This window comes from Tianweitania populi, from assembly GCF_014652875.1.
GTDB lineage: Bacteria > Pseudomonadota > Alphaproteobacteria > Rhizobiales > Rhizobiaceae > Tianweitania > Tianweitania populi.
In genome coordinates this window covers 222490-246831 of record NZ_BMZQ01000003.1, presented here as the reverse complement: position 1 = coordinate 246831, position 24342 = coordinate 222490, and the positions used below count along the sequence as shown (strand labels likewise).

Here is a 24342-nt window from a genome sequence, read left to right as displayed (position 1 = left end):
ATCAGGTGGGAGATCGGCGAACCTTGATACCCGCCGACATAAGACACGCCGGATTGCAGCAGAGCCTTCGTAATGGCGAGAATGCCTTCCCCCCGGAACTCCTCGCCGTCGCCCAGCCGGAGATCCTTGACCTCTCGGGCAAATGACCGCTCAGCCATCGAACACTCCTGAGAACCATCGTGCTAAACTATGCTTTAGCATAGATTTAGGGGTGAAATACGTCAACGGTCGTTGATCCAAACACAACACCGACCCTTCCAAGCCATCTCTGGTGCATCTCACAGACGGGATCGATGCCGTTTCAGAGTCCCACAACGAAGCCACGCGCGGGCTTTTGCCGGAAACGCCGATAATGTGCGTCGGGCCCACCGCTTGAGCCGTCGCGTGCGCCCGACGACAAGGCGATCCTGTGGGTTCAGGTGCCCGACGCGCCGCGCATCCTGCAAGGCGACGCAGTCGGCGAGATCGCGACCTCCGGGCAATAGGACGACCCAACGTGCGAAGCCTTCGCCGAACGCATCAAGTCCATCCTTGCCCGCCACGTCACCGGCTTCAAGGATACGGTGCTTGGCTGCCGCGCTCTTGCACTGGCCGATCTAGAGGCGCGCAACATCAACTGCTGGGCGGCGATCCATATCGCGGCGCATGCACGGTCGACCAATCTTCCTGTGGCGACATATCCAGGCTCGATGAACCACTGTACACCCGTGGTCGGGCATTACCATATAGGCGCTTCAACCCATCTGGCTCCCGGTCTTGGTGGCGGCTCCGGCTTCCTCGTGGCCAAGGAAGTCGGCTAAGGCCGATGCGCGGGCTTCGGCTCGCCCAAGCCTGCCATTGCGACGGATGGTGGCGCTTGGTGGATTCAAAAGCTACACTGCAACTGTCTAAAAGAATCGACCCGCAGACCTCTTTGTCGGTTCCATAACACAGATTATACAACTTATGGTTGTAGCGGGGTGGGTTCTAACTTGAAGTGCGACTTTGCAGCGATACCAATCGTTTCATCGCATGCAAGGAGCCCCACATGGAACGCACCTACTCTCAGATTGATCTCGATGAGCGTCGTAAGATCGCCCGCTGGAGACAGGCCGGGGTCGGCGTCGATGCCATTGTGGAGAAGCTAGGCCGACATCGCTCGACGATTTTCCGGGAACTGCGCCGCAACAGGTTCCAGGATGTCGAGATGCCAGATCTGACCGGCTACTACTGCGTCACAGCCGATGGTTTCGCCAAGGAGCGCCGGCGCCGATATCGCAAGCTCGTTCGTCATCCGCAGCTTCGGGCAGCCATCATCGAGCGGATCAAGCACGGTTGGTCGCCGCAGCAGATTGCCGGCCGACTGGCTTATGAGCGCAGCAGCATTCGAGTGTGCCACGAAACGATCTACCGCTTTGCCTATTCCCCTGACGGCCGGGAGATGAAGCTCTGGCGTCACTTGCCGGAAGCCCGGGCCAGACGGCGACCGCGCCATGCATGCCAAGCGCCGTCATGGCCGACGCTTCAGCCCAGAACTCAGTATTCTGCACCGTCCCGACGTCGTGCGTGACAGGAAGCAGCTCGGCCATTGGGAGTGCGATCTCATCCAGTTCCGCAAGAAGTTCGGTAAGGCCAATGTGACCTCGCTGGTTGAACGGGTCAGCCGCTTCGCGGTCTTCCTGCACAACAACGACTGGCAATCGAGGCCGATCATGGAAGGAATGATCGACGCCTTGGGTGCCCTGCCGTATACCGCCCGCCGCTCGATCACCTTTGATCGTGGCACCGAGTTCATGGATTGGCCTTACCTTCAAGCCGGGCTTGGCGTGCAAACCTGGTTTTGCGATCCACAATCGCCTTGGCAGAAGGGCACGGTGGAAAATACCAATCGCCGGGTCCGCAAATGGCTGCCGCGTGATGCTGATCCACTAACGTTCGATGATGATCACCTGAAGCAGGTGTGCGCCCATCTCAACTCGACACCGCGCAAGTGCCTCGGCTTCCGAACGCCCGCTCAAGTGTTCCGACGCAAGATGATGGCGGCCAGCCGCTGAACCAGCTACCCTGCCCTTCGCCGCAAAGTCGCACTTGGATGAGAACTCACATATATGGCGAACCTATGCAGATCGACGGGTCGGACCATCGCGGTACATTGCTCTTTGCGACTTCCGTTAGTACCCCCGCGGCGGCCGTGGTTGAGCGGACTCCCGCGACGGCGCCAAGCACGGCATGGTAGAAGATGAACGAAGGCCTCGAATTGCCGGCGGCTGTGGCGTATAACAAATTCTTGTTATCACCTTGGTTGCAGGTCGTGTCTGCAATCTGCTCCTGCTTGATCGCTGGAAAGTAGATACATGGAACTGGCGTGGCATCGGAGCGATCTTTTGTGGACAAGAGAATTGGCTGACGTCGCTATCCCTAATGAACGCATAAGCTCCGATGAGGAAGGGTTGGGGTTCTTCGATAGTGTGCTGGACAGGTGCGAAGCGGACAAGAAGCTTCCCCGGATCATTTTGCGCAATGAAGAGCTCGAGGCTGAGATCATGAGGGTTGTTGCCGAGCGGGACGAGGCAAACCGCCGGAATGACGAAACCCAGCATCAGATCCGCGATCTGCTGAACTCACGGTCCTGGAAGATCTCCGCTCCCTTCCGGTCGCTCGGTACCATAGCGCGCCAAGCTCGCGGTGCTGTGAGACACCGCTTTGGACGTGAGCCTACAGCTGAAGATCAAGCCAACACGTTAGAAGGATTTGTAAGGAACCATCCGCATCTCTTGCTCATGAATGCGGCGTCTCGTTTGGACCCGGCACTCGATGAACCAGCGGTTGCCTTTGCCAACGTGGCGGCGGAGGCCGGTTATGGTGTGGTTTTTATCGGGTGGCAGATGATCGAGACGGACGCGCTTCCCGGGCGCTCCAGCCGGCTTGCCCCAAACCTCTTTCAGATCGGTCGGTATGACATGAAGGAGCTGGTTGCCGTCCTCAAACATGTAAAACCCGCATCAACCACTTGTCTTGTGACCGTGCCAATGTTGGAAATCGTTCAATCCTTGCTGAAGCTTGAAGAGGCAGGTGTGCGGGTCATCTATCACAAGCTGCAGGATTGGGGAGAGATCGCCCAAAAAGGTCTTGCTCCATGGTTCGAGGACCACCTGGAAAGGCACTTGATCTTGAATGCAGATAAGGTGACGGGCATCGCGCTTTCTGGCCTTGAGCCGATCGTGCAGGAAAGCAATGCGATCGTCGTGGGCAAGAAGGTCCTGCCGCTAAGCCCCGCACGTCCCGCTATCTCGCCAAAATCATCCATTTGGGCAGCTCAGCTGCAGATGATCCTTCAATGAGTAAGAGCCTGTTTATCTGCCCCTGGTGCACTCTAGGAGGCGTCGAGCGCAGTTTGCTTAACCGGGCATTGGCCCTGAGGGAAGCCGGCAACGATCAGCAATTCTTTGTTCGCTTTCTCCATGATGGACCGGCCCTGGACCGTTTTCAGTCTGCTATCGACGCGTTGTCCCTGTCCGGGCTTATGAAGCTCCACCAGGGAGAGGGTGAGGACTTTGATCGCTACGTCATCGTAGATTGTCCCGATGGATTGACCATCATCCCGCCCCATGCCGACGTTTATGTGGAATGCCACACGACATATCCCGATTCGAAGCAGTATTTGCGCGACCTTCCTTCGTCTATCCGCGCGGTTTTAAGCCCAAGCGATCAGTTCTCGGGCGAAATCAGGCCGCTGGTTCCGTCACGGACCCCTGTCCGCACACTTTGGAACTACGTACCGGAGGTGAAGCGGGCGACACTTCCAAAACTGAATTCCGAGCCGTCCTTTACGTTTTTCCATTACGGACGGATGGACTTCTGGAAGAACGATGCCGAAGTCGTGGCGACGTTTGCCGAGGTCGCTCGGAATGAACCCCGCGCCAAATTCATCCTGTGCGGCGACAATCTCGGGGAAGACCGCTACTTCCGCTATCTTTCGGATGCAGGACTGATCGGGCGGTGCCGCTTGATGCCGTCCATTTCCTTTGAGGATGTCGACACATTCCTTCGGCAAATGGTTGAAGCCCGCGCTATATTCATCTCAAGTTCGCGAGGAGAGAGTTTCGGCCTCGCAGCCGCCGAAGCGATGTCGCATGGCATCCCTGTTCTGCTTTCAGACATTCGAGGTCACCGCGCGCTGGTTCGGTCGCAAGAGGCTTTCCTGTATCCGCTCTACGACACGTCCTCTGCTGCAGAGAAGTTGCTGCTTTTAAGCCGGAACTGGGCCGATGTTTCGCGCACGGCGCGGGATATGATCGAGGACTATGCCGACGTGCATATGATCAATCGCGCTTGGAAGAGCGCGATGGATCTTTCATGAATGGCCTGCTTTCGCCTCTTGCCAGGCAGGATACAGGCCCAGACCAGCACGCCTTAATCGAGTGGGTTCAAACGTCGAGATCCGGTCGCCGCTTCGGCTTGATGACAGAGGTTGCATCAGCTGCTAGGGCGCCGAAGGTGAGCATCTTGCAAGTCCGGACATCGCATTGACACCTGAAGCAGACGCATCCCACGGGGAAGATCCGGAAGGCTTGTTTTCCGAGCCGGCTCGGCAGGAGCATGGCTCTGCTGCTCTTGCAGCCCGTTACGAAGCCAGAATCGCAGCCCTGAAGGCTGACCGCGACCTAAGAATTTCGGAGATGAGGTCTGAGCGGGATGCGGCTCTCGAACAAGCCAGGCTGATCGAAACAAGCACTGCGTGGAGAGCGACCTTGCTGCTGCGCCGGAGCTTTGCCACAAAGCCGCGCCTGCGTTTGTTCGGTCGCAAAGTGATCAAGCTTGGCTGGTGGACGATTTCTGGCCAGCTTCCTTATCGCATACGCGCTTGGCGACACATTCGCGCTGATGCCACTGCCCGCCGTGCCGAAGCGATGCCGGGTGGGAACTCGCAAACGCCAGAGGTTGCCCGTCCGATTGAGAACGACTACAGCGCGGCCGTGCCCTTTGCTTACCCTATGGCAAACCTGGCGGAAGCGCCGGGCCTGGCTGTCATCTGTCATATCTTTCACGAGAACCTGACGCCAGAAATCCACCGTTACCTCCGCAGCATACCCTTCAAGTCGGATATCTACATTTCCACGGATACCGCCTCAAAGAAGGCGATCATCGAGCGCCAGTTCGCGTCATGGAACAACGGCTGCGTCCAAGTCCGCGTGACGGAAAACAGAGGTCGCGACATTGCACCGAAGCTTGTCGGCTTTCGGGATGTGTACGATGAATACGAGTTCGTTCTGCACCTTCACTCGAAGCAATCCAGCCACGACTCTGTCTTGAACGGTTGGCGTGGGTATCTGCTCGAGAACATGCTTGGTTCTCCCGAGATCGTCCAAAGTGTTTTCGAGGCCTTCACGCGCGAGCCGAAGCTCGGGATCGTCGCATCCCAGCATTTTGAGCCTGTTCGCGCTTGGATCAACTGGGGCGGCAATCTCGACCTTGCCAACCGCCTACTGGCGAAGTTCGGAAAGCCCTTTTCTTATGATCAGGCGCTCGATTTCCCTTCCGGCTCGATGTTCTGGGCCAGGTCTGCCGCACTGAAACCGCTTCTAGACCTGCAACTATGTCCGGAGGACTTTCCATCCGAACAAGCACAAATCGACGGTACGCTAGCGCATGCCATAGAGCGCTTGTTCTATATCGCCTGTGAATATGCAGGTTTTACCTGGATGAAGATCGCGCAACCCGGTTTGTTCGAAGCAACACCTTGCATCGTGCCGATCAACGACATTGCCGATCTCGATCGCTTCATGGTCAAGCATGTTGTTTCACTCACCGGACCAAGCCGTCCGGCAAGGCGCAAGAAGCAGCCGGAGTGGATCGTGGCTCCGACGAAAGGCCTTGTTGACCGACTGCAGACGCGTGCGCTTGGCTTGGATCGACAGGTTGATCGCTCCACTCGGGTCGCCATCGGGATACTGACCTACAACAATGCAAGCGACCAGTTGCAGAGGATGCTTTCCAGCGCCCGTGTCTCGCTTGAACAGGCTGGGCTGGAAACGCATGGGCGGCTCTACCTGACGGACAATGGTGTCTCGACGGAACAGCTGACGCGAGCCAATGCTGCGGTCACCCGCCTGCCGAGTGCCGGCAATGTCGGGTTTGGCGCCGGCCATAACAGGTTGATGCGCGAGGCGTTTGCTCAAGGCACCGATATCTACATCTCCGCAAATCCGGACGGCGCTTTTCATCCTGCAGCGATTACGGCCATGGTTCAGATGATGGCGGCGCAGGATCACAAGGCGCTTATCGAAGCTTGTCAGTTTCCAAGCGAGCATCCCAAGACCTACGATCCGTTCACGTTCCAAACGGCGTGGGCATCGGGTGCGTGCCTTGCCATTTCGCGTCCTGTCTTCGAGGCCCTTCGCGGCTTTGACGATGACTTCTTCATGTATTGCGAGGACGTTGATCTTTCGTGGCGCGCGAAGGCGGCAGGTTTTCCGGTGCAGATCTGCCCGCGCGCATTGTTCCTGCATGGCGTAACGAACCGGCCTCACAATCCGGCCGTTCTATGGATGGTCTTCAACTCGGCCGTCATCTTGGCACGAAAGTGGGGCGATCCCAGCTTCGAGGCTTGGGCAGACAGACAGTTGAAGGAGCTTGGTGGCGAAACACCCACCGTTCAGCCCGAAAAGGTGCCACCGGAATGGCAGCACTTTGCGGACTTCTCACATGAACTGCACTTTTCGCAGGCGCGGTGGTGATGACGATCATTGCTAATCAGGTAGACGTCGTTGTACGGTTCCATGACGTCAGCCGACTTGCGGAACTGGAAAGATGCCTGTTTTCGCTCGTGGGCCAGGACTACAGGCCCTTGCACATTATTCTGGTGGTACAGCGCTTCTCTGATGCAGATATCGAACGCACGTACTCAAGCCTGCTCCCTTTGTTCGGACTCGATCAAGCTCCCAGCTTCGAGATCCTGAACTGGGAGCATGAAGCGCCGCTGGATGCGCGCTCGGCTCTGATCAACCTCGGCATCAGCGCCGCAAAGGGACGCTTCCTTGCTTTTCTGGATTTTGACCAAGCCCTTTATCCGGAAGCCTACCGCCTGCTGGTTTCGCAGTTGCAGTCGGCCGGTGCTGACATCGCCTTTGCCAAGGTGCGCCGGGTTGAAATGGAAGCTTTCAGCAGCTTCCTTCACTCACGAGCCATGTTGCCATCTGCTGAGTGCGCAAGTTTGCGTGATCTATTTACAGGGAATGTCTGCCCGCTCCATAGCTTTATGGTGGATCGGACCCGTATTCCCGAACAGCTCCTGTTCTTCGAGCCTTACCTTATGGTTGAAGAAGCCTATGACTTCCTTCTTCGGATTTGCGCGCAGTTTCGATCCGACTTCACGCTCGCCCGAGCTGGAATAGGGGAATACCACGATAGGATTGACAGCGCTAATGCACAGGATAACGTCAGCGTCCGGCACGAGGGGCGTATTCTCTATAAGCACGAAGCGGCTTTTGTGGAGCAGCGTCGGCGTAATACCCCGCTGTCAGAGCCAGTACGTCGGGCGCTTGGAATTGTACCGCTACAAATAAACTTAAGCATTCGTGATTATCTCGATGGCGCCTCTTAGCGGACAGCCGTAGAGTTTTAGAGCACCATTTGAAGGTTGCTGTACGTGCCACGCTGTCATATGTCGCTGGTAACAGGCCGGGCTTTCGACATGCGAGCTACGGATGGTTTCAACCGCACTTTTTGGGCATTCAGTGACATTCGAAGATAAAGACATCACGTTTGTCGTACAGGGGCCGGTCAGTAGGACCGACGGTGCGAAGACGTCCGACACAATCGCCTCGATTAGGCACTTTTTTCCAAAAAGTCACCTCATCCTGAGTACATGGGAGGATGAAGACACGGACGCGATCGCTGCGGATGAGGTCATCAAGAGTGCCGACCCGGGACCGATTGTTTCGGATTATGAAGGCCTGCAAATCTCCAACAACGTTAACCGCCAGATAACCTCGACACGCGCCGGGATGGAGAAGGCGCAGACGCCTTTTGCCGTCAAGCTTCGCTCAGACGCGCGAGTGACTGGCCGCGGCTTTGTTTCCTTGGATCAGCACTTTCCTGCGCGCCTTCCGCAAGATCGCGTGTTTGAGCGCCGGATCGTGATCTCCAAGCAGATCACCCGGAGCTCGCGGTCGTTTGTGCCCATGGCCTATCATCCTGGCGACCTATTTCAATTCGGGCTGACTAGTGACCTCCGTTTTTTCTGGAAAGCCGATCTCCTCGACGGTCAAGCGCTTTGCGATTTTATCCTCGCGCGAACGCCAGACGTTCGCTTCAAGATGTTTGACCGCTTTCGGTACACGACTGAGCAGTATCTATTCCTGTCCGCTCTCAATCGGGCTGGCCACAATCCGAAACTACGCGATTACGCAGAGATCAATGATCAAATCGTCGCTGATTCCGAGCAGATGCTCTTCAACAACTTCATTCCTTGTGAACCGGAGATCCTGGGCATTTTTCATCAAAGGTTCAGCTATCGGGCTCAGCAATCCCTCGTAGAGGACTGTTTGGGGCTCCGAGAGTTTCTGGCCTGGTACCTTGGGGCGCCAACTCAACTTGGGGCCGGCGCCCTCGTTGGAACAACAGCACCTCGCATGTCTCTGATGCTTCGCGCGGAACGGGTTGGTCGCGAAGTTCTGAAACACAACAGGCTGATGCGCAGCCTCTACGCAGGACGGTTCCTGAAGCGGTGATGACTACAGTTTCAAGCCCGCACCCGCAACACATTCGGTCGCTGACGGGTCATTCAGGATGTTCGGTCACGCTGTGCCTAGATGGCGATCGATATTTTGTGCGCAAGATTTCTGCTTCTCCGGCTTATAACGTGCGCTTCAAGCAGCAGATCGAAAAACAGAGAGCGCTGGCCAGGATCATCTCAACGCCACGGGTATTGCAGCAGGGCGAGAGCGACGGCCTGTTGTGGTATGACATGGACTATGTGCAAGGGCATGGCTTCGTGTCATTCGCACCTTTGCAAGCCGTCTCTGACATACCGCGTATAGTGGAACAACTCACCAAGCCGCTTCATCGTCTCGCCGAAACAGCTTCAGGGTCGCTCGATGACGGTCTGTTTGTGGCCAAGGTCATTGAACTGAACGCGAGCGTACGCCGCAGCCCGTTTTATCCAGCCTATGTGGCCTTTCTCGATGACCTGCTTGATGCACTCGGCGAGGCCGATTGGACGGGAATCCCCCGAACTATGTGCCATGGCGACCTCACAGTCGAGAACATGCTCATCCGAGAGGACGGCTCAATTGTGTTCATCGACCTTCTCGATGGAAATCTCGAAAGCATGTGGATGGATGTGGCCAAGCTGCTTCAGGATCTTGAAAGCGGCTGGTCGCTGAGGAGCCTTCTTTGGCAGGAACGGCCGGATGCAACGGCCAAGCTGCTGCGGACAATCAGCCATTATCTCGCTGACGAAGTTACAACTCAGATGACGGGCTTGTTTCCCGGCCTCTTTGCGAGACTTCCTGCATTGCGTGCATTGCAGGCCATGCGTGTTCTCCCTTACGTGCACGACAAAGCAATCTTCGCCGGCGTCATCGCCGGTCTAAAACGGATCCGACTTATTGAGGCATGAGCATGAGCAAGCAACGAACTGTGATCCTTCCGATCGCTGGTCGGTCTTCGCGTTTTCCGGGCCTTCGCCCTAAGTGGATGTTGACGGCACCGACTGGTGAATTGATGCTGGAAAAGTCGCTTGCATCCGTGTCGGACTGGCGCTCGCATCGTGTGGTCATTGGCGCACTCGCCGAGCATCTCGACGGACTGGGTGGCCGCGGCGCACTCAACAAGGCTTTCGGCGACGCCGTTGAAATCGTCACCTTCGACGAGCAAACGGCCGGACCCGCTGAAACGGTTGCCGAAATCCTGCTGCGAGCCGAGGTGCAGGGACCGATTTTCATCAAGGATTGCGACAGCTGGTTCGTGCCACATGAAGACGTGTTCAGCGACTGCGTGTGTTATGCCGATCTTCGGCAAACCGGTGAAGTTCGCAACATCGCGGCCAAGAGCTTCCTGCACCTCAATGAAAACAGCCTTCTGCTTGGCATCATCGAGAAGAACGTGTCGTCCAACTACATTTCTGTTGGCGGCTACGGCTTTCATGACGCGCAGATTTTCATTGCCTCCTATCAGCGCCTGATCGCATCGAACCATGACGGCGAACCCTTCGTCTCCCATGTCATTCTGGACGCGATCCGGCAGGGCAACGTTTTCCGCGGCATCAACACGGATGGCTATGTCGATGTCGGTACGCTGGAAGCCTGGAACCGTTTCCGCGAAAATCTCGGCCTTTATCTCGTCGATTTGGACGGCGTGGTGTTGAGGAATGCCGGTCAATTCATGCCGCCGCTGTGGGATGATCCAGATCAGGCGCTTCCTCGCAATGTCGAAACGTTGAAGAAGCTCATTGAAAGCGGTGCGCAGATCATCTTCGTAACGGCCCGCCCAGAGCGCTATCGTGAAAAAACAGAGGCTTTCCTTCGCGATCTTGGTCTCACCTGGCATGCTGCTGTCTTCGGAGTAAACCATGCGGCGCGGACGCTGATCAATGATCATGCGTCGTCCAACCCGTACCCATCGGCCGTGGCTATCAATCTCGCGCGTAACGGCGATGATCTTGCAACGATGCTACCTGGCGTCGGCAAGCAATGAGCGAGAAACAAGACCACGTCTCCGGCGGCTCATCTATTGCTAATGAGGACGTCACCATCGTGATGCAAGGCGGATTGGGTGGTGAGTGGGATATACGCTATTCTGCCCGCTATCTGCGTGAGGTCATGCCGGGCGTCAAAATCATCCTGGCCACGCAGAAGACGTCAGCCAAGTCTTTCGATGACGGGTCCGACTTCGATGCCGTGATCCTGACGCAGGATCCAGGGCCTTTGCCGTCAGTAAAGCTGGTAGGGGCGCCTCACAACGTCAACCGCCAGATCGTGTCCTCGGCGGCTGGGCTAGCGGCTGTGACAACTCCATACGCCATGAAATTGCGAACCGACTCATATTTGTCGTCGCGAAGAGCCGTCGAACTCTGGTCACGTTGGGGAGAAGCCAACCCAGGTCCGCGCCAAAAGGGCCAAGCCCGCATCTTGGTAATGTCGTTGTTCAGCCTGAACCCACATTACGATGAACGTCTCTGTTACCATCTCAGCGACTTCATGCAGTTTGGCCGAACGGAAGATCTACGGGCGTTTTGGAACGGCCCTCAAATGGATCTCGGCACTAACACCTATTATGAGCGCCATCCCTATGCTGCACATTCGCTGCCGCGTGAGCGTGAATTCAGATCCCTTTATGGCACAGAGCAGTGGCTGACGCTTGGCTACCTGTTCGGAGAGGGCCCTTATCCCATCGCCTACCACAACGACGTCGACGAACAGATTATCGACGAGTTTGAAGAATATCTAGCCGATAACTTCATTGTCGCCCATCCATTCGATGTCGACTTGCACATGCCGAAGCATCAGCACGTTTTTACAGATCGCTACTTCAATGCGATCTGCTATTCCTTTGAAGATTGGAAACGGCTGGTCGGGAAAAGGTCGAACCTGACCGGCTCCGATATCGGCTACACGCGATGGCCTACCAACGATCGGGACAAGCGCTCCTATGTTGCGGTTCGGCAGCGCCTGCGCTGGTTCCGTCGGTTCGCTCTGGCGCGAGCTATGCGTAGGCTATTGCCGCGTTTGTAACCAAACAGGGATCCATACACGGTCTTCAACAACTCTTAGAGGTTGGGCTTCTCAGTTGTTGATTTAGTCATCGACTCGCGGCGGGTGTTGGATGATCCCTCGTCACCACAACGCCGTATCAAACTAGGCCTTTGCGCTCGTGTACAATTTACAGCGAGGCGAATGCGAGAACATCGGTGGAAACACTCACACAGCTAAGAGCCGCAGCAAATGGTAACGGGTTGAGGATTGCTCAAGCTCAGCACCTCATCAAAAAGCTGACTAGGTTGTGCGAGCCGTCTCGGGCACTGGATGCAGCCGGCGAAGAGCTCGGTTCCCTGCTCTTGAATATCGAGATAGAAAGCATTTTGGGAGGAGAAACCTCTAAAATGAAAGCTAGAGCAAACACGTTACTTGATGCTATAGAAAAAGCGATGGCTAGCCCACGAAGATAGGCACAGGCTGTTGGTTCAACCTTGAAATGCAAGCCAGCGGTCAGGCTACAAGGTCATACAGTCGCTATCCGGTTTCGACTCCAGTCCCTTCCATGTAGGCACAGAGTTGGGCCTCGAGATTGTGATGGCAGGGCATCTCGTGCCGCTTGCCACCCTTCTCACACAGCCGCACCCATAGGCGGCGGTTCTGCACATAGACATTCTCGACCTTCATGCCGAGAGCGGCCCCGATGCGAGCGGAAGAGTAGACCATTAGTCCAATCAGCTCCCGTTTCTCAAACCGCCCAGCGTCGTCACGTCAATCGCTTCGAGGAGCTGACGCGCCTCATGGGGATCAAGCACCGGCGTTTTGCCGCGCCTTACGCTATGCGAGGGACCGCGCACCGAGGCGGCGAGGTTTACCGTCACGATCTGGCCGGTTAACGCCAATCTAACAACATGCGGATAGCCGCCAGGCGCTGTTTGGCTGCTTGTGCCGGTCGAGATTGGCTCAGCGACTCAATATAGCTGGCGACGTGACAACGGTTGCACGGTAGTGATCGACCGGACGCCATGAGCCTCGCACCAAGTCAAGAACTCGCTCACGGCACGACCGTAGGCGCGGCGTGTGTTCACGTTACGGATGTTAGCGGTGAGGAACTTATGGAAGCGCATGCGGGCCGCAGTTTTTAATGCCTCAAGCAGCGTAGGCACACGATCGGCGTGAACGACAAGCGCGGTCACTGCATCACCTTGTTCCAGTCAATCACGTAGCCCGCTGCCTGCAGCTCTCGAGCAAGCGAAGCCTTCCATCCATTCCCCTGGTCCATCGCTTCCCAAACTACGCCTGCGAAGTCGCTCGGGATCTCGAGCTCACCACGTTTAAGCGCACAGACGCGAGATCGCCCTAGTTTGCCAAGGAAATAACCAAGCTCGAGCAACACGTTTTGCCTAGCTCTCGGCTCAGGTTCGCTACCCTTCTTGCTTCCCGTATCATCGGGCGTCAGCAACACCACTGCAAACCCGACATCTGCGTTAGCTTCCACCTTCTCGATGACGGTCCGCCCCTGATTAGCCTGTTCATGTAGGATGATTGCCTCAAGCCCAAGTTTCTCGATGAAACGGGCAACAGCTTCTCTTGCCTCACCATCATGACCGTGCACCACGAAAATCTTTTCACTAACTGGCAACACTAGGCGTGGCACCGGTGCCTCTTTGCTCTCGACATAGACTTTGAAGTCGCGAGCGAAAGGGATCAGCAGCTGGCTGACCACGGAATGGATGTTCGCAGTGTATTTCGAGCCGGAGTAGAAATAGGTGTGACCGAAGTCGATCATGAAGTCAGGGTTTTCTGCAAATCGCCGGATCAGAAGAAGCGTGAGCCCCAGCTCCTCTCGACGATCGTCCGGCCAATTTAGCTGGTCACTTCCAATCATGCTGGCTCGCGAACCCTTTCTCTCCAGAAACGCATCGAGATCGATCCCCTCCGTCAGAGAGCTGACAGCTGGGGCCAGATCGTCAGCCTCAAGCAGTTGCGCAAGTCGCTTGAGAGGACGTGTGTAGGTCTGGGATTGCGATGCTTGCAGATCCAGCAGCGCATTGTTGATCTCGCGAAAGATATCGACGCTGGCCATGATCAGTCGTCCTGTTTGCCGAGGCGGTGCGCCTGTGCCTGCTCGATAATGGCTTGCCGAAAATGCTCTTTAGTTTCCTCGATCATCGGCCCAACCAGCGGATTTCGCGCGTACGGCCCCATCTTGTCGTCGATCATCCGGTGTGCAGCTTGAACAGCGACATCAATGCTCGCAGGATCTTCAGGGTCAAACGACGCTTCGCCAAGCAAACCGTCGATCTCTTTCATGGCCATTTCCGCTTCCTTCAAGTCTCGCTGCAGCTTGTCGATCCCTTGGATCTTCATCATGTCTCTCCTCACACTTATATTTGTTAAAGGATATTATCATATATTAATGAAGTTGGTCGTACCCGCCGGTCATTCATCCCGAAGAGAAACTCCAGACAAGCGACCGCTTTCCGCCTCGCCGGGAGCGTCATCGCCAAAACCGTTTAGGGATGGTCATGACCGTCAGCACCAGGAACGTCAACATCGCAGCCGGCAGCGGCGAAAGCTGGGAAGAAGACCTGCAGTGCCGGCGGTTTGTAGCTGGGTGAGCTGTGCGGCCGTATAGAGTGCATTGCCATCGCCGACTGTCGATGATGATTTGGGCCTCGGCAAGGTTGTAGAAGATTCTCCGCCGAGGACCAGCTCGTCAGAGAACGGCTATGTAGAGAACTTCAACGCGCGTGGCCGGCGATTCGCGCCGACCCGCTCCGCCGGCACAGCTACCGCTGGTGCAAAGACCTACCCTGGACTAATTTCCGACTGGACCACTCAGCGGGAGCCGCTCGCGGCGTCGAGACCGCTTTATGGCTGGATGCCAGCCAGGCTAGGCCTAAAACTTCCGAGTGACCTGGGCTTTAAGCGCAGCGCTGGCTTTTCAACGAAGTGCCAGGAGAGTTTTGCCAATCCGCAGGACACGAGGAGAGCGATAATTGCGTTAAGGCTAGGTTGCCCATCTGTCTTGAACGTCACGGCGACACATTGTTGGACGACGAAGCCATAAAGATAGATACCGTAAGAAAGATCGCCGACGCGGTCGACTGCTGCGAAGGCCGGGATAGGCGCTTTTGCAAAGCTGAGGACGGCATAGGGCAGCAGCACAAACAAGCAGGTTTCCTGAAGGAGCGGCGAGCCTGTAATGAACGGCGCAGAGAAAGCCGCAAGTATACCGCATTGAAGGTTCAGCGGGATCCAGTCCAGATAACGTCGAAAGGTCGCTCCTGCTAGGAAGTAGGGAGCCATGGCACTCGCTGCAGGCAAGCTCGTGCCATAGATCACAAGTGGTTCCGACGCCGGCATTGTGCCGAGCACCCCGGCCAAGCCAAACACCGTTACCGAAATGATCGGAAGGGAAAACCGGACCAGCCGATCGAACATAAGGGCGAACGGCAGGGTGAGATACATGAAAAACTCAACCGGCAACGTCCACAGCGAACCGTTCACTGCTACCGGATAAACGTTCGAGGTGAAGACCCCCGGCAGCGCGTAGACCGGGAAAAGAAAAATATTCCAAAGGTAGTGACGCGTACCCTCTGCGGCCATGTATTCGGCCACGGACAAAGACGTGTATAGGGGTCCCACAACAGCTACAGTCAGCAGGGCGAGAACAGCGAGAGCGGGGAATATCCGCAGGGAACGGCGGATCATATATCGAAGCAAATTAGCATCGCGATCCCAGCTTTCCGTAATGAGGAAGCCGCTAATCACGAAGAACACCTTCACTGCAATTGTGCCCACAGGACTGTAAAGTAGCCCTGGAGACGTTTGTCCGGTCAAGTAGAACGCATGGCCATAAATGACTGCACTGGCTGCCAGGAGTCGCAGAGCAGCAAAATTGTCGCGATGCACTACCCGCCCTTGGTTCATCCCTTGAAGCCCTTTAGTCGCCTAACAGGAGCGCTGAATTGCCAAGATCGCGAATGCCGAATCGTATCGCCGATGTCCCGCAACTGTTGGGTTGTAAGCATTGGCAGTTGCTGGAGCTTGATCTCCGAAGGAGCGCCACATAGCCGCGATGCAAGGCGAAGCGGTTTGGTGAGCTGCCAAGAGGTGGATGCTAAGAGCATCAGAACCTCGCTGAGTGCATGCGACCAGTCCCGAGCGTCACCTGCTTGAAAGGAGCCACAGGGGGTCCGTTCATCGCGTTCGTCCAGAAGCTGCCGGATGAGCCTCGAACTCCCCGCCGGAAGCAGTAGCGGCGCCGAGTCTTGTTTTTGGAAGATCCAGGCGTGGTTTTGCTGCCATTCTGTTTGAGCGTGGTCGGTACGCGACGATTGATGATTGTCGTCCCACCAGTGATACACTGATGTGATTTTCTCGCTGCTTGCCACGCCGACAACCAAGGCCACGCGAAGGATGTAGTCCCAGTCCTCGGTGGTCGTCAGTTGTTCATCGAAATGGATCCCGAGATCAAAGAATGGTCCCCGCGGGAAAGCGACCGATACCGGAGGCGTGCTGTTGACGCGCAAATGTTCGAACAGATCGAATGAGGATGGATAGAGTTTCTCCAATGTTTCCACTGCTCGGATCGCAGCGCGTCCACCCGTTTGGACGCGTTCGATGTTTTGTCTCACGCTGACAGCGCGCAACAGCCGACCGGGATGCTTGGTAGAAAGCTCTCTAAATGTTTCTATCCAATGCCCAAAAACGATGTCGTCGTCGTCGAGGATGGACACGTACTCCCCGGAAGCGACCTCAAAGCCTCTATTCAGAGGGTGGGTCCTGTTGCCGCTATCAACAAGAACCAGCTTTGTACGCCGCCGCAGCGCTTCCGGAGCTGCATCGAGAATACGCTCTATCTGCTTCTGACGCTTGGTATTGAGCTTATGACCAACCACGATCCACTCGAAATCGCTATCCGTCTGGCCGGCAAGACATGTCTGAACCTCGACGAGGCATTCAGGCCGCGTTCCCTGAGTTCGGGTCAGAACACTCAGAAAGGGCCGCTTCTCCTGAGTTGTGGCGAGAAAGGCGGTGGGCTCCGCCGCCGGTCCGCTAAGATATGCGCGGACAAATTGATTGACCTTGGTCACTCGGCTCGCACGCGAACCGAGGTGATCAAACAATTCGCGAAGCGTTGTACCTGAAGCAAGCGCTGGATGAGTTTGGGGAAAGTGTTGATCACTGATCGCTTTCTCCACGTCGAGCCCACCAACCTGATGTAGCCCGGCGGCTCGCATGGTACGCTGGAGACTTGCCTCGCTGAACAAGCGAACGTGGGTGTGGTCCAGAAGGCCGTCAGGTGTGTAGTCCCAACGTCCTAACGCCAATTTCGACCCAATATCCCGGTGGGTGACATTGGGAACACTGGCGATGAGAATGGCCGAATGCGGCTGCATGAGGGCGGCGATAGCGCGGAGCATCGCGTCGCCGTGAGGGAGATGCTCAAGCGTATCGAGAAACGTCACCGAAGCCAGTTGACGCGAACCCACAAAGCCGCGCAAGAGCGCAAGCGTGTTCTCAAAATCCTCGAAGAACCCGCGATGGCATTCAAACCCTCGATCCCGTAGTGACTCGAGACCTGCTTCATTGGCGTCGATACCGACATAATGCAGTTGAAAGCGATCGCGGACAACTTCCGCAATCCGACCGAAACCACAGCCCACGTCGAGATGGACTTTCGCTCCCTCCTCCTGGCTGGGCTGCAAATGACGTCCGAGCAACTCGACGGCATGGCCGTAAACATTATCATGCTCAAAAGCATTGTCGTAGCTGACGTGATCGTTGAGCATCAGAGTTTGTATCTATGTTGAGTGTATAGGTCGCCCGTGAACGTTCCGATCCGGTGTTTGGGATCGCGTGGTTCCGGAAGGTTGTTCTCGTCCATCCGCTTCACGAAAGCCTCCGCCGCTTTTCGTTGGAAGTCGTCGCCGTGCGCCTGGTACATCTTTAGGTATTTCTGGACGAGATCGGCGCGTGACCATTTATGCGCCATGATCATCGAAGCCTCTGCGGAATAGTAGCGTTCGGCATTGGTCGGCTGCCATCCCGCGTTCTGCGATGACAAGCGTTTGTCGTGAAAGACCGTTGCCGACGGCTGAAATATGACCTTCAGTCCCGCTTCACGGACAAGCCAGGAAAAATCTACGTCGTCGCAATAAAGAAAGAAGCTTCGAGAATCGAAGCCACCCAGCTCGTCGAAGACCGCTCGGGGGATCATGGCACAAGCAGTGGTCGCCCAGTCAGTTTCGCCAGTTGCTTTGTTGTAGTCTTTCGGATGCTCGATCGGCAGCTGCTTAGCTTCCACCATTCCGACATTGGGAAGACGAAATGGCTCTAGAAGAGCCTCGAACAGGCGTGGAGACGGAACAACATCAGGATTTTCAATCAAAAGAAAATCGCCATCTTGGGAAAGACCAGCTAAGCGATTATGCCCCGCTGCGGAACCCAGGTTTTCCCCAAAGTGGTGGTAGTCCAAATTGAGGGGCAACGCGAACTTCTCTCCCCACTCCTTCAAAAATTTGTCGTCGAGAACGGGCGACGGCGAACAATCGCCATAAGCGAGGGTGATGCGGCCGCAACAGCCATCCGAAATGGCAAGTTCACACGCTCGGTGGATGTTCTGGATCGAACGCTCCACATCCACCTGATCATTGAGATACAAGATCGATTGTATCCGGAGGTGGGTGTTCGGCTTTCGGTAGGGGCCTTGTAGCGTTTGCACGTTCATGAAAGTGGTTCCTAGCACGCTTAGGCGTACCCATTGGCCACGAGCCATTGCCCGACCCTGGCTGATCCTTCGCGGAAGTCTACCGTCGGACGAACTCCGAGCAGCTCTACCATTTTGGTGATATCGGCAACGGCGCTCCGCACATCACCATCACGGAACTTGCCACAGACCTCTGGGGCTGGAGCACCGTTCAGTTCGGCGATAACTTCCGCTGCCGCTTGGATCGTCGTCGCAGTGCCGGTACCGACATCGATGATCCCTGTATACGGATCAGGAAGATCAACGGCTGCAACAACGGCATCTGCTACATCATCGATGAAGACAAAGTCGCGAACAATCTGACCATCCTCGTAGACAGGGATGGTATCTCCTTTGCGAGCTAAACGGTGAAAGATGTTGATGATGCCTGTGTATGCATTGAACGGCGATTGACCCGGTCCATAAACGTTCTGGAAGCGAAATATCGTCAAGGGAACACCACGTGCTCCGCACCAGGCGGAAAGGATGTTCTCCTGAGCGAGCTTGGTCGAGCCATAGATGCTCGACGGCCGTGGGAACGTCGTTGTTGCCGCGTGAGGGAGGGCCTGGGCAGGCAGATTGTTTGGCCCGTCCGGATCCCACTTGCCCGAACTTAGCATGACATGAGTGCGCGGCTCTGGGTAAAAGCTCGTCCCTTGTTCGGTCTGCCACAAGCCCTCACCGTAGACAGCCCTGCTGGAGGCTAAAACAATCAGTCGGGGCTGGATACGATTGCGTGACAGGGCGTCCAGCATTTCGGCCGTGCCGGTCACGTTGACATTGGCGTGCCTGGAAGCTTCGTCAAGTGATTGAGCGGTCCCGGTTTCCGCCGCCAGATGAATGACAACCTCTGGGCTGAAACGAGCGAGGAGATCGTCCCAAGCAACACTGTCGCAGACATCTGCAACGACAAGTTCGGCTTCCTCATGCAGCAATGGCGGGCGCTTGCCCGATGGATGGATCTGTGGATGCAGATTGTCCAAGGCGACCAATCTTGAACCTGGCCGACCTGTGAGCCGATCGGCCAGAGCAATACCAATGAAGCCGGCGCCGCCGGTAATAAGAATGCAATGCTCGGCCATACGGAAACTCCTTCGACATCTCCCCTAAAGTGAAGCTTGTGCTACTTCAAGGGTCGGTTCCGGCCGGGGCAAAAATCCGCTCCAAGCGCTTGCAGCGCTGGCAGTGATATTCGCCGGTCAAAAATGCCCAACCCAGCGGAGGATATGTGCGCCAGAAGTTCGGGCATACATCAAGTCCTTCATTTTGGCGCTTTTGTCGCTCAGCGACGCTTAGCCGAGATGCAGAGTTTTCCAGTAGATGATGATTGTGCAGAGCAGATCTAGACCACCGATCCTAATGTTAGCCTTCGGTGGTTCGGTCACAGATTCACCTTGGCGACCGATACGCAGCGCATGCTTGAAAGCATGGGGGCCTCGCCCTTGTTGTTGAGGTCGATCTTGGCACGCCACCGCAGACATGGCAGCGTGACTAAACGAAACAGCTTCCGGCAGTCCCGGGACGGTTCAAGCTACTTCGGATGACTGTTGCAATCGTACGTGCAAAACCATTGCTTGCGACAGCTAAAGAACGATGTCACACGCACCACTACGACTAGCCAGCCCGGTCCGCTCCCCCAAAGCGGGCCTTAAAGATGGGCAAGCGGTTTACATTCCTGGAGACCAATGCGGAGTGTTGGCCTCTTCCTGTTCAGGCTAAGGCTCAGCTTGCGGTTCGGGTTGTCCGAGTGCTGCCGCCAGTCCGCATTGATGCGCTCGCGTACTGCCACGACCCCATTTTCAAGGACTCCTTAGGGGATTTGCTGTTGCTGGCCAGGAAGCCTTTGAGGCGCGCAACCGCGGCCGTTGCACCCTTGCCATTCTTTTCGGCCTCCTCCGCCCTTTCCTGAGCCTTTGTCCGCTCCACGATTGCGCGTTCGAGTTCCCAGCGCTGACTGTCGATCCGGTTTTCCAGCAACCGGCGCGCGCCGCTGCTCCATTTTATCGAGGGCGAACTCGAAGCCGTTGCGGATGGTCGCCGTTTCGCGGATTAGATCGACGGCGAGGGTTTCTACTGTAGCCTTAAACGCCTCGAAAGCGGCGGCGGCCGGATCACTGGCGTCTTCGACGTTCAAGACGTCTGGATCGAGGTCCTCTTGGTCATCGTACTGGCTATCCGCCATGTCGCCTTCCCTCCTAGCGTTCCATACCGCGGTCGCGATCGCGACTCCGCGACAGTTCTCGCTCCATTTCACGAGCTATGGTTTGATCCTGGCGCAGATACCTGATCCCAAGCTCCTGAGACCGCCTGCGCAAAGCAGCGTCAGCCTGGGGATCGCGCTCCAGTGTCTTTGCCATGGTGCGCATCTGGTTCTCGACCTTGTCGCGCGCCTCTTCGTTGCTCCAACCACGAAGCTCCTGGCGCTCAGCTTGCAAGCTCTGCCATTGCTGTACGAAGCGCTCCGCTCGAACATGTGGGTCAGCCTGCGCCGCTCGCTCCCGCTCCATGCCGGCTACCAGCTGGATGACGCGATCGCGGCCGGCATGATTGGCGATGACGTCCTTCATCTCCGGATCATGCTGTAAGGCCGAGCGGATCAGGTCGTGCGAGCCCGGCCGCACCTGCTCGAGCTGTTGCCTTGCCCCTTGCAGCTCCTGCTTCTGCATCTCGAGAAGCGGCAGCCCTTGGTTAAGCTGCTTGTCAGCGGCGCTGAACGCACGCGCATAATGATCAATGGCTTGTTCAAAGCTGGACATGGGCCGAGTGCGCTCGGCAAATCGATCTGCTTCCTCTTTTCCCGTGCGCTGTCCCAGCGAGGCTATGCTCCGCTCTCGGGAAACACCGCGGCTGACTGGGAGCTTCAGGCCGTCAAACATGCTGCGTTTTTGTGGCTTGGCCTTCGGCGCATCCGTACCAGCGACGCCATTCCGATCCGCAACGCTGGAACGATTACCAGGAGGATCCTGCCTAGGACGACCTTGGTTTTCACGCGCAAGATCTGGACCGGGCTTCTGCGAGGATCCGCGCGCAAGCGAATGATCCTCAACCGTCACCTTCCGCTCTGTACGCGGGTCGACATGGTCGCGCGCCACCTGTCCCGGTGGAACCTCTATCTCGCTACCGACACCCAGTCGTTCTGCGATCCCGCGCCGTTCGGCAAAGCCCTTGGTGTAGTCGAGTGTGGCTTCCTTTGCCCCCGAGCGCGAAAGACGCTTCTCGAGTTGGTCATAGGCCAGTTCACCGGCATCTCTGACCTTCCACACATTGCGCTGTGTTTCCGCGCCATCGGGCAAGCGGACCGTTTCGGCACCAACATGCTGAAGGCCCATCCTGTCGCCGACCTTAGGCGCAGCCTCCTTCATGGCCTGCTGAAGACCGACGCCCCATGTGGTGTGCCGCTGCCCATGATCGTTTTCCAGCGTGACGAAGTAGCTGTCGCGGTTGCCCGCCTTTTGTTCGTAGGACGCAACACCATGCTGCACCAGTTTGCCGGTTTGGCTGCCAGGACCAGATTTGCTGAACTCCTCCTGCGACGCGTAGACCTGCACGCCATCGCGATGTCGGGTCATGGCGACATAGGTCAGATGCCGGTCCATCGTAGCCGACGCCAGCACATAGGCGCGGTCGACCGTGGCGCCCTGGTTCTTGTGGATGGTCGTGGCATAGCCGTGGTCGATCGCCTGGTAATCGCTCATCGGCACGCTGATGCGATCGCCATTACGGCCATCGAGCTGAACCATCATGCTCGGACCGGTGCCCAGCCGGCCGGCTTCGACCTGCTCCACCGTTCCGAGCATGCCGTTCTTCACGCCCAGATCGCGATTGTTCTGAAGGAACACGACGCGGTCTCCGGCAGCGAACTCGCGTTGGCCGTCATTGGTCTGGAAGGTTCGTGCGTCAGCGCCCTCGCCTCGCGCCAGTTCGCCACGCTCCTGCAGCTCAGTGCGGATCGCATCGTTGAGGGCGCGAACATCGGCCCGCCGATGCGCCATCGCAACGCGGGTGCCGTCAGGCCGCTCATCGCGGTCGGCTAGATAATCGCGCACGATCCCGGCTCGGGCTTCCTCGCCGTTCTTGCTGAACTGAATGTCGCCGCGCTCTCGATAAGCCGCCAGCCCTTCAGCCGATCGGTGCGTAGCAAAAGCGACCGATGCTTCACGCTGCCAGTCCAGACGCTGCCGCCGGATTTCAGACAACTCGGCATGGCCGATCTCTTGCGTGATTGCACGGAATGGAGCCCCGGCCCCGATTGCCTGCAGTTGCTCATGGTCGCCGACTAAAACGATCTTTGCGCCGCGCACTTCGGCCTCGCTAATGAAGCGGGCAAGCTGACGGCTGCCCACCATGCCGGCTTCGTCGATGACGAACACATCGCCGCGACTAAGCTGGTGTTTCGCCCCACCCTGCGGGTTGTCCCAGGAGAGCGACCACGACGCCAGCGTGCGGCTCTGGATGCCGGAGCTTTCCTCAAGTCCTTCAGCCGCTTTGCCAGACAAGGCTGCGCCGTGAACCTTGTAGCCTTGTGCCTCCCAGGCATCGTGTGCTGCCGCGAGCATGGTGGACTTGCCAGCACCGGCAAAGCCAACAACAGCAGAGATCCGCTCTGGCCCTGTAATATGCTCGATCGCCCTCCTCTGCTCGTCCGACAGCCGTGCAGATGCATCGCCGGAACTCCGCTGTATGGCGGCATCCTGGGCTGCAAGTGCTTGACCGACATGCTGCCGATGGACACCATGATCGTGGGCCGCGTGCATCTGCTGCGCGCTTTCGATCATGCCGGTTTCGATGGCGATCATTTCATGGGTCGAATAACGCGCAAGCGACACTGCGCCTGTCTCAGCGTCAGTGCGCGCCGCCTGCAATTCCACTAGCTCGCGTGATACCATAACTTTCGCAAAAGCGTTCTCGAAAGCCTGCGCATCATCGTTGACATACCGATGCAACGTCCGAGCCACATCGTAGCGATCAAACACGCTCTTCTCGTTGGTGATGAGCGAAAGAACCTGTTCTGGTTTTTGCCCGATCAAATCGGCATTGCGCTTGGCCGCATCCGCATCGAGCCGGCTGCGCTCCACAAGGTCGCCTTTGCGCTGCATCTGTGTCGCAGCGACGCCCATATGCTGTGTTGGCTCGATCTCCAATCCGCGCTCGGCATGCGAACGATGATCGATCCGCACATCCAGACCAGCGCTCGCCAGTTCTCGGTTTGCCATCCCTTCCCAGCCGCGGCGAATATCCACCAGCTGCATCTGCGTGGTCGCCAGTCCGCGCGGCAAAAGCTCCTTGTTGGCAAGCTCGATATAGGTTTTGTCGCCTAGACCTTCCGCGGTGACCTGGCGCGTGGTCACCAACACATGAGCATGGTGGTTGCGGACATCGCCGTCGCGGTGCGGTGTGTGGATCGCGAAGTCCACGGCAGCACCATAGCGATCGGCAAGATCCCTAGCGAACTCTCGCGTCAAAGATGACCGCTTTTCTGCAGATAGCTCGTGCGGCAATGCCAGCACGAACTCGCGCGCCACTCGAGCGTCTTTTCGCTTTTCTGCCAGCTCGGCAGCGTTCCACAAAGCTGACCGGTCAAGAGCCCACTCGGCGTTCGCACCTTGCGGCAAAACAATCTCCGAATACTCCACGCCGCCGCGATGCGTGTAGTCGTGCGTCAGGCCATCGCGTTCGTTGGTCAGCTTCGCGGCGGAACGATAAGCAACAGCGGCAACCGCACTGCGGCCGCTGGAGCGTGAGACAACAGACATCTGGCAATAGAAGATCGCCAAAGCCGTTTGTCTCCTTGTCCTCGGGAAGCCCAGCGCCAGCGCCGCAAGGGGTCAGCATGACCCGTATTTGCGCCCTTGTGACTTCCTCGTTTCACTCGAGCAGCCACGGTATCGGCCTGCATCGACGCCGCTATCC

At 57.0% G+C, this 24342-nt stretch carries 17 protein-coding genes and 2 pseudogenes; 10 read left to right on the top strand and 9 right to left on the bottom strand.

The window, feature by feature from the left end:
* Window positions 1-563: 563 nt before the first annotated feature.
* The 10 genes and pseudogenes from IE166_RS17560 (at window position 564) to IE166_RS17515 (ending at window position 11714) form a co-directional block, all read left to right on the top strand.
* Entirely contained in the window at window positions 564-800 is a 237-nt protein-coding gene (locus IE166_RS17560) for a hypothetical protein (protein ID WP_189506488.1), read from the top strand.
* A 227-nt stretch (window positions 801-1027) separates the two neighbouring features.
* Window positions 1028-2033: pseudogene (locus tag IE166_RS17555) on the top strand (IS30 family transposase).
* A gap of 345 nt (window positions 2034-2378) precedes the next feature.
* Entirely contained in the window at window positions 2379-3320 is a 942-nt protein-coding gene (locus tag IE166_RS17550) for a hypothetical protein (RefSeq protein ID WP_189506486.1), read from the top strand.
* Window positions 3317-4339, top strand: coding sequence for a glycosyltransferase family 4 protein (locus IE166_RS17545; RefSeq protein ID WP_189506484.1), 1023 nt, complete (start codon window positions 3317-3319; stop codon window positions 4337-4339). Before IE166_RS17550 ends, IE166_RS17545 begins: the two co-directional genes overlap by 4 nt.
* Before the next feature lie 391 nt (window positions 4340-4730).
* Complete coding sequence (locus IE166_RS17540) at window positions 4731-6716, top strand: rhamnan synthesis F family protein (RefSeq protein WP_189506482.1); 1986 nt, start codon at window positions 4731-4733, stop codon at window positions 6714-6716.
* A complete protein-coding gene (locus tag IE166_RS17535) occupies window positions 6716-7582 on the top strand; it encodes a glycosyltransferase (protein WP_189506480.1) in 867 nt (288 codons plus the stop codon). Before IE166_RS17540 ends, IE166_RS17535 begins: the two co-directional genes overlap by 1 nt.
* Before the next feature lie 103 nt (window positions 7583-7685).
* Window positions 7686-8711, top strand: coding sequence for a WavE lipopolysaccharide synthesis family protein (locus tag IE166_RS17530; protein ID WP_189506478.1), 1026 nt, complete (start codon window positions 7686-7688; stop codon window positions 8709-8711).
* The gene (locus IE166_RS17525; protein WP_189506476.1) at window positions 8711-9601 is read left to right on the top strand and encodes a phosphotransferase; all 891 of its coding nucleotides are present in this window, start codon (window positions 8711-8713) and stop codon (window positions 9599-9601) included. The genes IE166_RS17530 and IE166_RS17525 overlap by 1 nt, the downstream gene beginning before the upstream one ends.
* Before the next feature lie 2 nt (window positions 9602-9603).
* Window positions 9604-10677 (top strand): NTP transferase domain-containing protein, encoded by a 1074-nt coding sequence (locus IE166_RS17520; protein ID WP_189506474.1) that lies wholly within the window; start codon window positions 9604-9606, stop codon window positions 10675-10677.
* Window positions 10674-11714 (top strand): WavE lipopolysaccharide synthesis family protein, encoded by a 1041-nt coding sequence (locus tag IE166_RS17515; RefSeq protein ID WP_189506472.1) that lies wholly within the window; start codon window positions 10674-10676, stop codon window positions 11712-11714. The genes IE166_RS17520 and IE166_RS17515 overlap by 4 nt, the downstream gene beginning before the upstream one ends.
* 1153 nt (window positions 11715-12867) lie before the next feature.
* Here the strand turns inward: IE166_RS17515 and IE166_RS17510 are convergent.
* The 9 genes and pseudogenes from IE166_RS17510 to traA form a co-directional block, all read right to left on the bottom strand.
* Window positions 12868-13761 carry a TIR domain-containing protein gene (locus IE166_RS17510; protein WP_189506471.1) on the bottom strand — a complete coding sequence of 298 codons (894 nt, stop codon included), beginning with the start codon at window positions 13759-13761 and terminating at the stop codon, window positions 12868-12870.
* Between the two features lie 2 nt (window positions 13762-13763).
* Entirely contained in the window at window positions 13764-14048 is a 285-nt protein-coding gene (locus IE166_RS17505) for a hypothetical protein (RefSeq protein ID WP_189506469.1), read from the bottom strand.
* Between the two features lie 501 nt (window positions 14049-14549).
* Window positions 14550-15611, bottom strand: coding sequence for an acyltransferase family protein (locus IE166_RS17500; protein WP_189506467.1), 1062 nt, complete (start codon window positions 15609-15611; stop codon window positions 14550-14552).
* Entirely contained in the window at window positions 15608-17476 is a 1869-nt protein-coding gene (locus tag IE166_RS17495; RefSeq protein ID WP_189506465.1) for a methyltransferase domain-containing protein, read from the bottom strand. Before IE166_RS17495 ends, IE166_RS17500 begins: the two co-directional genes overlap by 4 nt.
* The gene (locus tag IE166_RS17490) at window positions 17476-18414 is read right to left on the bottom strand and encodes a glycosyltransferase family protein (protein WP_189506463.1); all 939 of its coding nucleotides are present in this window, start codon (window positions 18412-18414) and stop codon (window positions 17476-17478) included. The genes IE166_RS17495 and IE166_RS17490 overlap by 1 nt, the downstream gene beginning before the upstream one ends.
* Before the next feature lie 20 nt (window positions 18415-18434).
* Window positions 18435-19514, bottom strand: a complete 1080-nt coding sequence (locus tag IE166_RS17485; protein ID WP_189506461.1) for an NAD-dependent epimerase/dehydratase family protein — start codon at window positions 19512-19514, stop codon at window positions 18435-18437.
* 46 nt (window positions 19515-19560) lie between these two features.
* A pseudogene (locus tag IE166_RS20970) lies at window positions 19561-19900 on the bottom strand (Tn3 family transposase); the annotation flags it as partial.
* 342 nt (window positions 19901-20242) lie between these two features.
* Window positions 20243-20614, bottom strand: a complete 372-nt coding sequence (locus tag IE166_RS17480; RefSeq protein ID WP_189506459.1) for a DUF6118 family protein — start codon at window positions 20612-20614, stop codon at window positions 20243-20245.
* A 13-nt stretch (window positions 20615-20627) separates the two neighbouring features.
* The gene (traA, locus tag IE166_RS17475; RefSeq protein ID WP_189506457.1) at window positions 20628-24206 is read right to left on the bottom strand and encodes a Ti-type conjugative transfer relaxase TraA; all 3579 of its coding nucleotides are present in this window, start codon (window positions 24204-24206) and stop codon (window positions 20628-20630) included.
* Window positions 24207-24342: the final 136 nt, after the last annotated feature.

Coding starts and splice junctions, on each gene's coding strand:
- IE166_RS17545 (WP_189506484.1), top strand. CDS start 3,317: ATGAGTAAGAGCCTGTTTATCTGCCCCTGGTGCACTCTAGGAGGCGTC.
- IE166_RS17535 (WP_189506480.1), top strand. CDS start 6,716: ATGACGATCATTGCTAATCAGGTAGACGTCGTTGTACGGTTCCATGAC.
- IE166_RS17530 (WP_189506478.1), top strand. CDS start 7,686: ATGGTTTCAACCGCACTTTTTGGGCATTCAGTGACATTCGAAGATAAA.
- IE166_RS17525 (WP_189506476.1), top strand. CDS start 8,711: ATGACTACAGTTTCAAGCCCGCACCCGCAACACATTCGGTCGCTGACG.
- IE166_RS17520 (WP_189506474.1), top strand. CDS start 9,604: ATGAGCAAGCAACGAACTGTGATCCTTCCGATCGCTGGTCGGTCTTCG.
- IE166_RS17515 (WP_189506472.1), top strand. CDS start 10,674: ATGAGCGAGAAACAAGACCACGTCTCCGGCGGCTCATCTATTGCTAAT.
- IE166_RS17510 (WP_189506471.1), bottom strand. CDS start 13,761: ATGGCCAGCGTCGATATCTTTCGCGAGATCAACAATGCGCTGCTGGAT.
- IE166_RS17505 (WP_189506469.1), bottom strand. CDS start 14,048: ATGATGAAGATCCAAGGGATCGACAAGCTGCAGCGAGACTTGAAGGAA.
- IE166_RS17500 (WP_189506467.1), bottom strand. CDS start 15,611: ATGAACCAAGGGCGGGTAGTGCATCGCGACAATTTTGCTGCTCTGCGA.
- IE166_RS17495 (WP_189506465.1), bottom strand. CDS start 17,476: ATGCTCAACGATCACGTCAGCTACGACAATGCTTTTGAGCATGATAAT.
- IE166_RS17490 (WP_189506463.1), bottom strand. CDS start 18,414: ATGAACGTGCAAACGCTACAAGGCCCCTACCGAAAGCCGAACACCCAC.
- IE166_RS17485 (WP_189506461.1), bottom strand. CDS start 19,514: ATGGCCGAGCATTGCATTCTTATTACCGGCGGCGCCGGCTTCATTGGT.
- IE166_RS17480 (WP_189506459.1), bottom strand. CDS start 20,614: ATGGCGGATAGCCAGTACGATGACCAAGAGGACCTCGATCCAGACGTC.